Annotated in this window: 12 protein-coding genes and 1 pseudogene; 7 read left to right on the top strand and 6 right to left on the bottom strand. The window is 64.5% G+C overall.

Features of this window, described 5'->3' with window-relative positions:
- Positions 1–4 precede the first annotated feature (4 nt).
- The 4 genes and pseudogenes from EYW47_RS02520 to EYW47_RS02505 all read right to left on the bottom strand — a co-directional run bounded on the left by EYW47_RS02520 (position 5) and on the right by EYW47_RS02505 (position 2,127).
- The gene (locus EYW47_RS02520; RefSeq protein ID WP_133193292.1) at positions 5–307 is read right to left on the bottom strand and encodes a hypothetical protein; all 303 of its coding nucleotides are present in this window, start codon (positions 305–307) and stop codon (positions 5–7) included.
- Positions 304–873, bottom strand: a complete 570-nt coding sequence (locus EYW47_RS02515) for a hypothetical protein (protein WP_133193291.1) — start codon at positions 871–873, stop codon at positions 304–306. The genes EYW47_RS02520 and EYW47_RS02515 overlap by 4 nt, the downstream gene beginning before the upstream one ends.
- Before the next feature lie 185 nt (positions 874–1,058).
- Positions 1,059–1,172 (bottom strand): annotated as a pseudogene (locus EYW47_RS02510) (chromate transporter); the annotation flags it as partial.
- A gap of 199 nt (positions 1,173–1,371) precedes the next feature.
- On the bottom strand, positions 1,372–2,127 hold the full coding sequence (locus EYW47_RS02505; RefSeq protein WP_133193290.1) for an LOG family protein: 756 nt from the start codon (positions 2,125–2,127) through the stop codon (positions 1,372–1,374).
- A gap of 1 nt (position 2,128) precedes the next feature.
- On the opposite strand from EYW47_RS02505, the gene polA reads away from it, so the two are divergent.
- From polA to EYW47_RS02490, 3 genes are all read left to right on the top strand, one after another.
- Positions 2,129–4,939 (top strand): DNA polymerase I, encoded by a 2,811-nt coding sequence (polA, locus tag EYW47_RS02500; protein WP_133193609.1) that lies wholly within the window; start codon positions 2,129–2,131, stop codon positions 4,937–4,939.
- A gap of 320 nt (positions 4,940–5,259) precedes the next feature.
- Complete coding sequence (locus tag EYW47_RS02495) at positions 5,260–6,615, top strand: NAD(P)/FAD-dependent oxidoreductase (RefSeq protein WP_133193289.1); 1,356 nt, start codon at positions 5,260–5,262, stop codon at positions 6,613–6,615.
- Between the two features lie 88 nt (positions 6,616–6,703).
- Complete coding sequence (locus tag EYW47_RS02490) at positions 6,704–7,576, top strand: dienelactone hydrolase family protein (RefSeq protein WP_133193288.1); 873 nt, start codon at positions 6,704–6,706, stop codon at positions 7,574–7,576.
- 24 nt (positions 7,577–7,600) lie between these two features.
- Here the strand turns inward: EYW47_RS02490 and EYW47_RS02485 are convergent, their stop codons facing one another.
- Positions 7,601–8,470 carry a sulfurtransferase gene (locus EYW47_RS02485; protein ID WP_133193287.1) on the bottom strand — a complete coding sequence of 290 codons (870 nt, stop codon included), beginning with the start codon at positions 8,468–8,470 and terminating at the stop codon, positions 7,601–7,603.
- A gap of 137 nt (positions 8,471–8,607) precedes the next feature.
- Positions 8,608–9,714, bottom strand: a complete 1,107-nt coding sequence (locus EYW47_RS02480) for an aromatic ring-hydroxylating oxygenase subunit alpha (RefSeq protein ID WP_133193286.1) — start codon at positions 9,712–9,714, stop codon at positions 8,608–8,610.
- Positions 9,715–10,022: 308 nt separating this feature from the next.
- Here EYW47_RS02480 and EYW47_RS02475 point away from each other — a divergent pair, with 308 nt between their 5' ends.
- From EYW47_RS02475 to folE2, 4 genes are all read left to right on the top strand, one after another.
- Positions 10,023–10,361: an exodeoxyribonuclease VII small subunit gene (locus EYW47_RS02475; protein ID WP_133193285.1), complete on the top strand. Its 339-nt coding sequence runs from the start codon at positions 10,023–10,025 to the stop codon at positions 10,359–10,361.
- Entirely contained in the window at positions 10,358–11,251 is an 894-nt protein-coding gene (locus tag EYW47_RS02470; RefSeq protein WP_133193284.1) for a polyprenyl synthetase family protein, read from the top strand. Before EYW47_RS02475 ends, EYW47_RS02470 begins: the two co-directional genes overlap by 4 nt.
- Before the next feature lie 84 nt (positions 11,252–11,335).
- Positions 11,336–13,243, top strand: a complete 1,908-nt coding sequence (gene dxs / locus EYW47_RS02465) for a 1-deoxy-D-xylulose-5-phosphate synthase (RefSeq protein ID WP_133193283.1) — start codon at positions 11,336–11,338, stop codon at positions 13,241–13,243.
- Between the two features lie 183 nt (positions 13,244–13,426).
- Entirely contained in the window at positions 13,427–14,236 is an 810-nt protein-coding gene (folE2, locus tag EYW47_RS02460) for a GTP cyclohydrolase FolE2 (protein ID WP_133193282.1), read from the top strand.
- The last annotated feature ends 297 nt before the right edge of the window (positions 14,237–14,533 follow it).

The raw sequence follows: 14,533 nt of genomic DNA, 5'->3' as shown, positions 1-14,533 counted from the left end.
CTGTTCAGCTCACAGGCACGTGACCGGATGCGAGCGGTGCATGCGCATACCTGCCGCCGTCGAGCCTCAGTGCAATGTTCTTCGTCTTCATGGCCATGGCAATACGCGTGGCGGCATCGACCGGCAGTGAAGTAGGCTGGGCATAGACAACGTTCGGCGTAGGCGAGGCCCGTCTGGACCGGGCCTCTTGCGCTTCATAGCGCGCGACCGAGCGCTGCAGGCGGCGTACGAACCAGGACAACACAATCCCAACGAAAATCCCGGTGGCAGGAATGCCGATGATTTCGGATACAGGTGAGTATGTCATTTTTCCAACCGCTCGAGAGTGGCTTTTAACAAGGTCAGGCTGGCTGCAATGCCGTATGCGGTGCAGCTTTCCTTCTGTGGCGTTCCCCATGTATCGGCGATGCTAGCACTGCCCTCAGGGTGAAGACGTAACAGCCAGAGTACAAAGATGCCGCAGGACAAGAAAAGCGCGAAGACGGCCACGCCAACATTGGCATGCCAAAGGTATCGCGCCGTCCTGTTGTGCCGGATGCCGGCACGATGGGCGCAGGCCCATCGCCTGCGATAAGAAAAATAAAATATCGAAGGCGGCCGGGGCAGTGCGATCAGCCTCGGCAAACTGCCTGGCATGCTCATGCAAGGCAGCGCCATGGTGAGCGCTGCCGCCATCATGGTCGGCGAGAAGAAGTCCAGCGGGTGGTACGCGTGACGCGCGCGCAGCGCACACAGTTCGTCGCGAAGTTTGTATTCGACGAGGATAAGCACCAGCGGCGCAACGACCACGATGGCGATGACGAGCCAGTTCCAGCCCTGTGTCCACGCGTGCGCCGAATGCCCGGTTGCGATCTCATGTTCTGCCTCAGTCAATTTGCAAACCCCTGCCTGGTCGAATCTCGGGCATTCGAGTCTATAGGGTTTGCTTTGTGCTTCGCCTGCATTGCGTGGGCAGGCAAGCGATCGCGTTGGCCTGTCCTGCTCCGGCGTAACGTTCTATCAGATAGTCCTGCGAAAAGGCCTCAATTGGCCGTTTGGCGAATTGCGCGGGCAAGCACGGCCGGCCCGAACTTCGCCACCGACGTCACGAGCATGCCCGCCCAGCCGGCCACGTGCCAACCCACGAGCGTCACGATCATCATGTTCGGCCCAGGCGCGGCCTGTGCCAGCGCGCTGCCGGGCAGCACGAACGTGGTGGGGTCAGTTGAGGGCATGCAAGCCGCGCGCCTGAAAGCGCGAAGAAAGGCTTGCGCAGGTGCCGGGCCTGCGCGGCGCGGCACCTGCAAACGCGGCGAAGACAGCGCGTCAGGCTTGTTGTGCAGCGCACTCGCGCGCGGGCGCCAGGCGCCGGCACGCGAGCGACGCCGAACATCAAAGATAGAACATGCGGTCTTCGTCGGGCTCGGGGCGGCTCGGGTGTTCCTTCTCCGGCTCCTCGCCGCTGTCCTCGTAGAACTTGAGCACCGCTTCGAGCACCTGGTCGGGGTCGTCGATCACCTGCATCAGGTCCATGTCTTCCGGATTGATCAGACCCATCGGCACGAGTGCCGCGCGGAACCATTCGAGCAGGCCCTTCCAGAACTCGGCGCCCACCAGAATGATGGGCACGTGGCGCGACTTCTTGGTCTGGATGAGCGTGAGCACCTCGGCCAGTTCGTCGAGCGTGCCGAAGCCGCCCGGCATCACGATCACCGCGTCGGAGTTCTTGACGAAGGTGACCTTGCGCGTGAAGAAATGGCGAAAGCGCAGCGAGATGTCCTGCCACTGGTTGCCCGATTGCTCGTGTGGCAACTCGATGTTCAGGCCCACGGAAGGCGACTTGCCCGCGTGCGCGCCCTGGTTGGCGGCTTCCATGATGCCGGGGCCGCCGCCGGAGATCACGGCGAAGCCCGCGTCCGAGACTTTGCGCGCGATCGTTTTGGCGAGCTGGTAGTACGGCGAGTCCGGTTTCAGGCGGGCAGAACCGTAGATGCTGACCGCTGGCCGGATCTCGGACAGGTATTCGGTCGCCTCGATAAACTCTGCCATAATCGTGAACATCTGCCACGATGCGCGCGCCTTCTTGGCCGTCGCGCGCTCTTGATCTGCGAGTGAACGCAGACTCGGAATCACTTTTCTCTTGTCCATAATGCCTGAAGAACTACGCGTGGAAACGAAGCTACAAACTCAGCTAGAAGGTAAGACCCTGCTGCTGGTCGACGGTTCTAGCTATCTCTATCGTGCCTTCCATGCGATGCCTGATTTGCGCGGTCCTGACGGCGAACCGACGGGTGCGCTATACGGCATCATCAACATGCTGCGTCGCATGCGCAAGGACGTTACGGCAGAGTATAGCGCGTGCGTGTTCGATGCAAAGGGCAAGACGTTTCGTGACGACTGGTATCCGGAGTACAAGGCGAACCGGCCATCCATGCCCGAGCCGCTCGCGGCGCAAATCGAGCCTATCCACGAGGCCGTGCGCGCGCTCGGCTGGCCGCTCCTGATGATCGAAGGCGTCGAGGCCGACGACGTGATCGGCACGCTCGCGCGCCAGGCGGAAAAGCTCGGCATGAAGGTGGTCGTTTCCACCGGGGACAAGGACCTCGCGCAGCTCGTGACCGATCACGTCACGCTCATCAACACGATGACTAACGAGTTGCTCGACCGCGAAGGCGTGATCGCGAAGTTCGGCGTACCGCCGGAGCGCATCGTCGACTATCTCTCGCTGATCGGCGACACGGTGGACAACGTGCCGGGCGTGAGCAAGTGCGGCCCGAAGACGGCGGTGAAGTGGCTCACGCAATACGGCACGCTCGACGGCATCGTCGAGCATGTGGATGAAATCAAGGGCGCCGTCGGTGGCTATCTGCGCGATGCGCTCGGCTTCCTGCCGATGGCGAAGAAGCTCGTCACGGTAGAGACGGCTTGCAATCTCGCGCCGCACCTCGAATCGATCGAGGCGTCGCTCGCCACGCGCCCCGAAGCGCTCGAAGACTTGCGCGATATCTTCGCGCGTCACGGCTTCAAGACCTGGCTGCGTGAAGCGAACGAAGCCATTCAGAACGGGACTGTGGCTGTGGCCACAGCCACGGCCACGGCAGACAAGGCGCCCGAGAAGGACGCGAACGTGCAGCCCGCATTGTTCGTCGATGCGCCGCGTCACTATGAAACGATCCAGACGTGGGACCAGTTCGACGCGTGGCTCAGAAAGATCGAAGCCGCCGGGCTCACCGCGTTCGACACGGAAACCACGGCGCTCGATCCGATGGTCGCGAAGCTCGTGGGCATGTCGTTCTCCACTGAGCCTGGCAGCGCCGCTTATCTGCCGCTCGCGCATCGCGGGCCCGACGCACCCGATCAACTACCGCTCGACGAAGTGCTTGCGCGCCTGAAACCGTGGCTCGAAAGCGAGAAGCACAAGAAAGTCGGTCAGCACATGAAGTACGACGAGCAGGTGCTCGCGAATTACGGCATCGAGCTGAACGGCGTCGAATTCGACACGCTGCTCGAATCGTACGTGCTCGAATCGCATCGTACTCACGACATGGACAGCCTCGCGCTGCGCCATCTCGGCATCAAGACGATCAAGTACGAGGAGGTGGCGGGCAAGGGCGCGCAGCAGATCGGCTTCGACGAAGTGCCGCTCGAGCAGGCCGCCGAATACGCAGCCGAAGACGCCGATGTCACGCTGCAACTGCACCTCGCGCTCTATCCGCAGATCGCGCCCGAGAAGGGCCTCGACTACGTGTATCGCGAGATCGAGATGCCCACCGCGCGCGTGCTGCGCAAGGTGGAGCGCAATGGCGTCCTGATCGACACGGAACGGCTCGATAAGCAGAGCGCCGAGATCGCGGTGCGGCTCGTCGAGCTCGAACAGCAGGCCTACGCGCTCGCGGGCGGCGAGTTCAATCTCGGCTCGCCCAAGCAGATCGGCCAGATCTTCTTTGAGAAGCTGCAACTGCCGGTCGTAAAGAAGACGCCGAGCGGAGCGCCGTCCACCGACGAAGAAGTGCTGCAGAAGCTCGCCGAGGACTATCCGCTGCCCAAGCTGCTGCTCGAGCATCGGGGTCTCGCCAAGCTCAAGTCCACGTACACCGACAAGCTGCCGCGCATGGTCAACGCGCAAACGGGCCGGGTCCACACGAACTACGCGCAGGCCGTGGCTGTCACGGGCCGTCTCGCCTCGAACGACCCGAATCTGCAGAACATTCCCGTGCGCACGGGCGAAGGCCGGCGCATCCGCGAGGCGTTCATCGCGCCGCCGGGCTGCAAGATCGTGTCTGCCGACTATTCGCAGATCGAACTGCGCATCATGGCGCATATCTCGGGCGACGAGTCGCTGCTCGAGGCGTTCAAGCGCGGCGACGACATTCACCGCGCCACGGCGGCGGAAGTGTTCGGCGTGACGCCGCTCGAAGTGAGCAACGACCAGCGGCGCATCGCCAAGGTCATCAACTTCGGGCTGATCTATGGCATGAGCGCGTTCGGGCTGGCGTCGAATCTGGGCATCACGCGCGATGCGGCCAAGCTCTATATCGACCGCTATTTCGCGCGTTATCCGGGCGTGGCGCGCTATATGGACGAGACACGCATGGACGCGAAATCGCGCGGCTATGTCGAGACGGTGTTTGGCCGCCGCCTGTGGCTGCCCGAGATCAATGGCGGCAACGGTCCACGCCGCCAGGCTGCGGAGCGCGCTGCCATCAACGCGCCGATGCAGGGCACGGCGGCCGATCTCATCAAGCTTTCGATGATCGCCGTGCAGCAGTGGCTCGACAAGCGCAACATCGGCACGAAGATGATCATGCAGGTCCACGACGAACTGGTGCTCGAAGTGCCCGACGACGAGCTCGCCGAAGTGCGCAAGTGCTTGCCGGAGCTGATGTGCTCGGTGGCGAAGCTGAGGGTGCCGCTCGTGGCCGAAGTGGGTGTGGGTGCGAACTGGGAAGAAGCACACTGAGGGGCGCTCGGGGGATGCCGGGGGCGCAGGGGCCACGCGCCTTCTGTATGCATATGCACCGAAATGCGCGCCGAACGATCGTGCTCGCCACCGTAGCGAGTCAGTCGGCGAGAGCGTCGTAGCCAGGCCGTAACCGTAGCCGCGCCGTTACGCAAGCGGCCAGCGCAGATGTCGTTAATGCGCACCGCGCGTCTTGCCGCGGTACGCCGCGTCAGCCGACAATGAGCCGGAGACCGACGCCGCGCTGCTCGTGCGCGCCGATATTGAATATCGGATCAGCGTCGGACGTTCTATCGCCTGTCGACATGCACGGAGAGTCTATGCACCGCTTTATCGTTGTGGGAGGAGGCGCCGGAGGCCTCGAGCTGGCAACACGGCTAGGCGATCGTTACGGCGAAACGCGCGCGAAGCGTGGCAGGCTGCGCGCCTCGGTCACGCTGGTCGACCGCAATCCGACGCATATCTGGAAACCGCTCCTGCACGAAGTCGCGGCGGGCAGCATGGACCCGTTCACGCAGGAGCTCGAGTACGCGGCGCAGGCGCGCTGGCACGGCTTCGAATTCCAGCAGGGCGAACTGACCGCGCTCGACCGCACGGCGAGGCGCATCACGCTCGGCACGGTGCAGGACGAAGACGGTGGCGAGATGCTGCCCGAGCGCGTGCTCGAATACGACACGCTCGTGCTCGCGATCGGCAGCACGACGCACTTCTTTGGCGTGCAGGGCGCGGCGGAAAACTCCATCGCGCTCGACACCGTCGAGCAGGCCGAGCGCTTTCGCAAGCGCCTCATCGCGGCGTGCATGCGCGCGGAGCATCAGGAGCCGGAGCCCTGGGTTCACGGTCAGCACGATCACGAAGGCAACGAAGTGCCGCGCGTGCAGATCGCGATCGTGGGCGCGGGTGCAACGGGCGTCGAGCTTTCCGCCGAGCTGCGCAACACCGCGCAGGTGCTCTCGGCCTACGGCCTGCACAAACTCGATCCGAGTCGTGACGTGGGCATCGTGCTGATCGAATCGGGGCCGCGCATTCTGCCCGCTTTGGCCGAGCGCGTTTCGTCGGCCACTACGGAGCTGCTGCGCAAGCTAGGCGTGCGAATCATGACCGGTGAGCGCGTGATCGACGTGGCGCCGGGCGTCGTGCGCACGGCGAGCGGCAAGACCGTGCGCGCGGACCTCACCGTGTGGGCGGCGGGCATCAAGGCACCGGCGGTCCTCTCGCAGCTCGACGGCCTGCCCGTCAACCGGCTCGGTCAATTGATCGTGCGGCGCACGCTGCAAACCGAAATCGACGACAACGTCTTCGCGCTCGGCGACTGTGCCGCCTGCGAGTGGCCCGGCCACGAGCGTGGCGTGCCGCCGCGCGCGCAGTCCGCGCACCAGCAGGCCTCGTTCCTGTTTCGTTCGATGGGCGACTTGCTCGCGGGGAAGCCGCTGCCCGAGTTCACGTATCGCGACTTCGGCTCGCTCGTCTCGCTCGGCCACTTCAGCGCGGTCGGCAACCTGATGGGCGGGCTGATCGGCGGGAGCATGCTGATCGAGGGGCTCTTTGCCCGCTTCATGTACATGTCGTTGTACCGGCTGCATATCGCGGCGCTGCACGGCTATGCGCGCATGGTCCTCGATACCTTTGCACACTGGCTGCGGCGCACGACGCTGCCGCGCGTGAAGCTGCACTGACACGGACAATGCGCCGGGGTTGAACAGAGCTGGCGCGGCGCCGGTTTGTGCGGTTCTTTTTGTGTCGTACTTTCGAAAGGAGCGGCGCATGCTCAAACCTGAAGTCGACAGTCTCATCCCGCACGTGCCGTTCGACCGGCGTACCTTCATCAAGGCGGCGCTCGGCAGCGGTTTTGCCGCCGCCGTGCTGCCGGTCTCCGCGCAGACCATCCACACGGACAGCGTGGGCCTCGACGCCGGCGAGATCGCGTTCGAGTCCAGCGGCACGCTGATTCCGGCGTACCGTGCGCAGCCGCGCGGCAAGACCCATCTGCCGGTGATCATCGTGATTCACGAGGTCTTTGGCGTGCACGAGCATATCGCCGATGTGTGCCGGCGCTTCGCGAAGCTCGGCTATCTGGCCATCGCCCCGGACTTTTTCGAACGCGAAGGCGATGCGTCCGCGTATCAGACGATTCAGCAGATCGACCAGAACATCCTGAGCAAGGTGCCCGACGCACAGGTGCTCGGCGACATCGACGCTGCGCTCGCCTGGGCGGGCCAAAATGGCGGCGACCTAAAGCGCGTGGGGATCAACGGGTTCTGCTGGGGCGGCATCTACGCGTGGCTCTATGCCGAGCGCAATCCACGCGTGAAGGCCGTCGTGTCGTGGTACGGGCGCGTGGCCGGCGCTCACACCGCGAACTCGCCGCAGAATCCGCTCGATCTCGCGGGCAATCTGCAGGTGCCGGTGCTCGGGCTCTACGGCCGCGAGGACAAAAGCATCCCGCAGGACACGCTCGAGCAGATGAAGGCCGCCATCGCGCAAGGGCCGCAGGGCGGCCGCGGCTCGCAGTTCGTCGTGTATGACGACGCAGGCCATGCGTTCTTCGCGGACTACCGGCCGAGCTATCGCAAGGCCGATGCGGAGGATGGCTGGAAGCGCGCGATCGCGTGGTTCAAGGAGCACGGCGTCGGCTGAGGCCGGCGCCATGCCTCATATGGCTCAGGGGTTCGGGCCGGTCGCCACGGGCCGCTTGGGATCCGAGCACCACTCGCTCCACGATCCCGCATAGAGCGCCGCGCCATGCATGCCGGCGATCTCCATCGCCAGCGCGTTATGGCAGGCCGTCACGCCCGAGCCGCATTGCAGCACCACATGCTCGGGCGTCTTGCCTGGCAGCAGCGCGCTGAATTCGTCGCGCAGCGTGTGAGCGGACTTGAAGCGGCCATCGGGCGTGAGATTGTCTACGAAGTAGCGGTTGATCGCGCCGGGGATATGGCCGCCCACCGGATCGATCGTTTCGTTCTCGCCGCGATAGCGGTCGGCGGCGCGTGCATCGACCACCGTGTGTTCGTGTGTCGTGAGATTGCGCTCGACGGCCTGTGCGTCCACCGTCACTTGCAGCGGCGCGCCGGCCTTGAAGGTGCCTTGTGTGGCTGTCGGGACATCCTTCGAGAGCGCAAAGCCGGCCGTTTGCCAGGCGAGCAGGCCGCCGTCGAGCACGGCGACCGAATCGTGTCCGAGCCAGCGGAGCAGCCACCACAGGCGCGCCGCATACCTGCCGTCCTGTTCGTCGTAGGCGACCACTTGCTGACCCGCGTTGAGCCCCCAGCTCATGAGCGTGGCGACGAGCGACGCGCGATCCGGCAGCGGATGGCGGCCGTTCTTGCCGGTCTTCGGACCCGAGAGGTCGCGGTCGAGATGGAGATAGCGCGCGCCCGGCAGATGGCCGGCGGCGTAGGCGGTTTCGCCCGCGGCGGGTTTCGCGAGATCGAAGCGGCAGTCGAAGACGAGCACGCTGCCAGGCGCCGTTGTGAGGCGCTCGTGCAGGTTGGCGGCCGAGATCAGCGTGGTGTAGTGCGTATGGGGCATGACGGCTCCTTGAATCGTGCGTGGCCGGCGCTTCGCGGTGGTCTTTGCCGTGCCGGCCCGATGCCGTCAGTCTAAACAAAAAGACGGGCCGAAGCCCGTCTTTCCGTGATGCGTCGACCTGCCCGCGAACGTCGCGCTCAGATCGTGCCGAGCTCGCGCCGCAGGAACTCGTGGAAGTGCTGCATGCCGTCTTCCATCGGGCTCTGGTACGGGCCGACTTCCGAGACGCCGCGCTCGAGGAGCGCGCGGCGGCCGGCGTCCATGCGCTCGGCGATCTCGTCGTCTTCGACGGCCGTTTCCATATAGGCGGCACGCTCGGCCTCGACGAACTCGCGCTCGAACAGCACGATTTCCTCGGGGTAATAGAACTCGACGATGTTCGTCGTCTTCTGCGTGCCCTGCGGAATGAGCCAGGAGCAGACGAGCACGTGCGGATACCACTCGATCATCAGACCCGGGTAGTACACCATCCAGATCGCGCCGAACTCCGGGGGCACGCCGTTGCGGAAGCGCAGGACCTCGTCGTGCCACTTGCGGTAAGTGGGGCTGCCCGGCTTGCCGAGATGGTTGTGCACGCCCACCGTCTGGACGCTGTACCACTCGCCGAACTCCCACTGCAGGTCGTCGCACGACACGAAGTTGCCGAGGCCCGGGTGGAACGGCACGACGTGATAGTCCTCCAGATAGACCTCGATGAAGGTCTTCCAGTTGTAGTTGCACTCGTGGATCTCGACGTGATCGAACATGTAGTCCGCAAAGTCGAGATGTTTGGCCGGCCCAAGGCGGGCAAGGTCGCGCGCGACGTCGCGCCCGGCCGACTCGAAGAGCAGGCCGTTCCACTTTTGCAGCGGCGTGCTGCTCAGGTTCAGGCAGGGCTTGTCCGCGAAATGCGGTGCGCCGAGCAGTTCGCCCTTGAGGTCATAGGTCCAGCGATGCAGCGGACATACAATGTTGTCTGCCGTGCCGCGACCGTTTAGCATGATGGCCTGACGGTGGCGGCAGACGTTCGAGAGCAGCTCGATCTCGTTGCTTTTGTTGCGAACGAGCACGCGACCCTCTTTCTCGCTGGGCAGCGCAAAATAATCCCTCGCCTCGGGCACCATCAATTCGTGGCCGACGTAGCGAGGACCTTTCTGGAAAAGCGTTTCGATCTCGCGCTTGAGAAGCGCTTTGTCAAAGTAAGCCGTGACTGGCAGCTGGCTATGAATGGACTTCAGCTGCAATGCATTGCTCAGATTGGACATTCCCACTCCCGATGAAGACGTGAAAGCAGTGAACAACCCAACCATCGAAGATTCGATTTAGGGAGCCGGGCATTATATCCTGATTGCCCCCGGCGGGGTAGCTAAGTTGCTGATTTTTGCAGGAATTGCGTCAACAAAGCACCAGGAATGCGGTATAAACCGCGACAATAAAGCGCAAATTGCGGCCTTCCGGCACCGATTCGGGCAAACCCTTGCGTGTGGCCGGCGGGGCACACGAGCCGGCAAGCGGGGCGGTTGGGGGGCTTTTGCCGTAGAATGTCCGCCTTGTTTCATTTTGGCGACCACCCATGGCGAAATCCGCATCGAAAGACCGCGCTGGAACGGACAACGGCGCGGACAAAGGCGCCGAGGCTGGCGCGGACGAGGCGGCGCTAGCCGGCCTTCCGCAGAGCTACGAGGCGGGCCTCGCCGAGCTCGACGCGCTGGTGGCGCGCATGGAAGGCGGCAGCTTGAGTCTCGAGGAGTCGCTGGCCGCCTACCGCCGCGGCGCCGTGCTGGTGAAGTTCTGCCAGCAGCAGCTCGAAAAGGTTGAACAACAGGTGCGCGTGCTCGACGGCGAAACGCTGCGGCCCGTGCCCCTCAATACAACAGGCAGTTCCGCCGCTGGCGGAGACGATGATCTATGACATTTGACCAATGGACCCGGCAGGTGCTTGACCGGGTCGAAAGCGCGCTCGATCACTATTTGCCGGCAGCCGACGTGCAGCCTGCCCCGCTGCACGACGCCATGCGCTATGCCGTGCTCGGCGGCGGCAAGCGCGTGCGCCCGCTGCTGTGCCATGCCGCGGGCGAACTGACGAACGCGGCGCCCGAGGCGCTCGACGCGGCGGCGTGCGCGCTGGAGATGATTCACGTCTACTCGCTCGTGCATGACGACATGCCCTGCATGGACGACGACGACATGCGTCGCGGCAAGCCCACCGTACATGTCAAATATGACGAACCGACGGCGCTGCTGGTCGGCGACGCGCTGCAGTCGCAAGCTTTCGTCACGCTGACGTCGGATGTGCCGGGGTTGGGTGACTCGGCCCCGCGCCAGGCCTCGCTCGTGCGCGAACTCGCGCTCGCGAGTGGCTCGATCGGCATGGCCGGCGGCCAGGCGATCGATCTCGCGAGCGTGGGCCACTCGCTCACGCGCGAGCAGCTCGAAACGATGCATCGTCTGAAGACCGGCGCGCTGCTGCGCGCCGCGGTGCGCATGGGCGCGCTGGCGGGCGACACGCCCTCCGCCGACACGCTCGCCGCGCTCGACAAGTACGCTGCGGCCGTGGGCCTCGCCTTCCAGGTGGTGGACGACATTCTCGACGTCACTGCCGACTCGGCCACGCTGGGCAAGACCGCTGGCAAGGACGCGAAGGACGGCAAGCCGACCTACGTGTCGATCATCGGCCTTGATGCTTCGCGTGTGCTCGCGCAGCAGTTGCGCGAGAACGCACATGAGGCGCTTGAACCGTTCGGCGCGCGCGCGCAGCGCCTCGCCGAACTCGCTGATCTGGTTGTGAACCGGGTGAGCTGATTGCGCAACCCGCCGGCGCGCATGAACGGGAAGTAATGCGCGATAGAAGTGCGGGAGCGCTCGATTTCCTACAATGGAACGACGATGTACGACTTGCTGAAAACCATTGACGACCCGGCGGATTTGCGCCGCCTCGATCGCCGCCAGTTGCAACCGCTCGCCGACGAACTGCGTGCCTTCGTCCTCGACAGCGTCTCGCAAACGGGCGGCCACTTGTCGTCCAACCTCGGTACGGTCGAGTTGACGATCGCGCTGCACTACGTGTTCGACACGCCGCGCGACCGCATCGTCTGGGACGTGGGCCATCAGACCTATCCGCACAAGATCCTGACGGGCCGCCGCGACCAGATGTCCACGCTGCGCCAGCTCGGCGGCATCTCCGGCTTTCCGAAGCGCGACGAGTCCGAATACGACACGTTCGGCACCGCCCATTCGAGCACCTCGATCTCGGCGGCGCTCGGGATGGCCGTCGCGAGCAAGCTCAAGGGCGAGAACGCCATGGGCATCGCCGTGATCGGTGACGGCGCAATGACCGCCGGCATGGCCTTCGAGGCGATGAACAACGCGGGTGTGGAAGACGACGTGCCGCTGCTCGTCATCCTCAACGACAACGACATGTCGATCTCGCCGCCGGTGGGCGCGCTCAATCGCCATCTCGCGCGTCTCATGTCGGGCCGCTTCTACGCCGCCGCGCGCGCGGGCGTGGAGCGCGTGCTGCGCCATGCGCCGCCGGTGCTCGACCTCGCGCGCAAGCTCGAAGAGCACGCCAAGGGCATGATCGTCCCGGCCACGCTGTTCGAGGAATTCGGCTTCAACTACATCGGGCCGATCGACGGCCACGACCTCGACTCGCTGATCCCCACGCTGCAGAACATCAAGGAACTGCGCGGCCCGCAATTCCTGCACGTCGTGACGAAGAAAGGCCAGGGCTACAAGCTCGCCGAAGCCGACCCGGTCCTGTACCACGGCCCCGGCAAGTTCAATCCGGCCGAAGGCATCAAGCCGTCGGCAACGCCCGCGAAGAAGACCTACACGCAGGTCTTCGGCGAATGGCTGTGCGACGCGGCCGAGCTCGACTCGCGCGTGATCGGCATCACGCCGGCCATGCGCGAAGGCTCGGGCATGGTCGAGTTCGAGAAGCGTTTCCCGGACCGCTACTACGACGTCGGCATTGCCGAGCAGCACGCGGTGACGTTCGCGGGCGGTCTCGCGGCCGAGGGCTTGAAGCCCGTGGTCGCGATCTACTCGACCTTCCTGCAGCGCGCCTACGACCAGCTGATCCACGACGTGGCGCTGCAGAACCTGCCGGTCGTGTTCGCGATCGACCGCGCGGGTCTCGTCGGCGCGGATGGCGCGACGCATGCGGGCGCCTACGATCTCGCGTTCATGCGCTGCATCCCGAACATGATGGTCATGGCGGCGTCGGACGAAAACGAATGCCGCCAGATGCTCTACACGGCGCTCCAGCAGAACTGCCCGACGGCCGTGCGCTACCCGCGTGGCGCGGGCACGGGCGTCGCGACCGTCAAGCAGATGGCCGCGCTGCCGGTGGGCAAGGGCGAAGTTCGTCGCGAGAGCAATGCGCCGGCAGGCAAGCGCGTGGCGATCCTTGCGTTCGGCACGATGGTTGCGCCGGCACTGACCGCTGCACAGGAGCTGGACGCCACCGTGGCGAACATGCGCTTCGTGAAGCCGCTCGATGCGGAACTCGTGCGCCAGCTTGCGGAGACGCACGATTACCTCGTGACCGTCGAGGAAGGCTGCATCATGGGCGGCGCGGGCTCGGCCTGCGTGGAAGCCCTCCTTGAAAGTGGGGTTATCAAGCCCGTACTACAATTGGGCCTCCCCGACCGCTTCATCGACCACGGCGACCCGGCCAAGCTGCTGGCAGGCGTTGGCCTCGACGCGGCAGGGATCGCGAAGTCGATTCGCGAGCGTTTCCTCGACCACGCGGCGAACGCGTCCGGCAAGTCGGTGATGCGCGTCGCCTGAGTGGGATAGCGCCTCGCGGCGCGGCTGGCCTCGCATGAGCAGGCCAGCTCGCGAGCCGCGGCAGTCCACTTCACAATTGAACCGGCGACCGGGTTGCGTACCCGGCTTCGCCAGCAAGCGCCGGCTCTCGCCGGCGCTTGCCATTTGCGCGCCGCAAGTTTGGCGCGGCCTGAGGATAAGAACATGAATCAGATGAACCCGGCCTTCGTGATGCCGGACGTCCAGAGCTCCGTCGATACCCGTCAGATCCCGATCCAGCGCGTGGGCGTGAAGGGCGTGCGCCATCCGCTCACGGTCAGGACAGGTGCGGGCGACGTTCAGCCGAGCGTCGGCACGTGGAACCTCGACGTTCATTTGCCGGCGGACCAGAAGGGCACGCACATGTCGCGCTTCGTGGCGCTGCTCGAAGAAAACCGTGCGCCGCTCGAACCGGCGACGTTCCGCACGATGCTGGCCGCGATGCTCGAGAAGCTCGAATCGCAGGCGGGCCGCATCGAGGTCTCGTTCCCGTACTTCGTGAAGAAGGTCGCGCCGGTGTCGGGCGTGGAAAGTCTGTTGGACTACGAAGTGACGCTCACGGGCGATGTGCGCAATGGTGAGACGCGTCTCTCCCTGAAGGTGCTCGTCCCGGTGACGAGCCTGTGCCCGTGCTCGAAGAAGATCTCGCAGTATGGCGCGCACAACCAGCGCTCGCACGTGACGATCGATGCCGAACTCGTGGGCGACTTGCCCGTGGAAGACCTCATTCGCATCGCTGAAGAAGAGGCGTCGTGCGAACTGTGGGGCCTGCTCAAGCGTCCGGACGAGAAGTTCGTGACGGAGCGCGCGTACGAGAATCCGAAGTTTGTCGAGGATCTGGTGCGCGATGTGGCCGTGCGCCTGAACGCCGATGCGCGCGTGATTGCCTATACGCTCGAAGCCGAGAACTTCGAGTCGATCCACAACCACAGTGCCTATGCCGTGATCGAGCACGACAAGCGCGTGGCGGGGTGATCGACACGCCAGCACGCGTTAGTGGTTCAATTGCGCGGCGCAGGTCGTTGGGGATTGCAACCGCTTACTAAGCGTTCTTTTTCGTCTGAATGTCTGAAGCGGGAAGGTGTCGACGGCAGCTTGTCTGGTCAAGCTGCCGTTTGTATTTGTGAATGACGCTCAGGCGGGATTGACTCAGTTTCAGCGTGTTGCCTGAGCCGAAAATGGCGGCTGCGGACGTCTGCACAAATTTCGCTCAAGCGTCCGGTGCGTGTATACCCTCGCTTCGTATCAGGCCTGCTTCAAATATCCAACCAG

Source organism: Paraburkholderia silviterrae, from assembly GCF_004353915.1.
GTDB lineage: Bacteria > Pseudomonadota > Gammaproteobacteria > Burkholderiales > Burkholderiaceae > Paraburkholderia > Paraburkholderia silviterrae.
The sequence above is the reverse complement of the archived record's forward strand: the minus strand, read 5'-3'. Positions and strand labels throughout refer to the sequence as shown.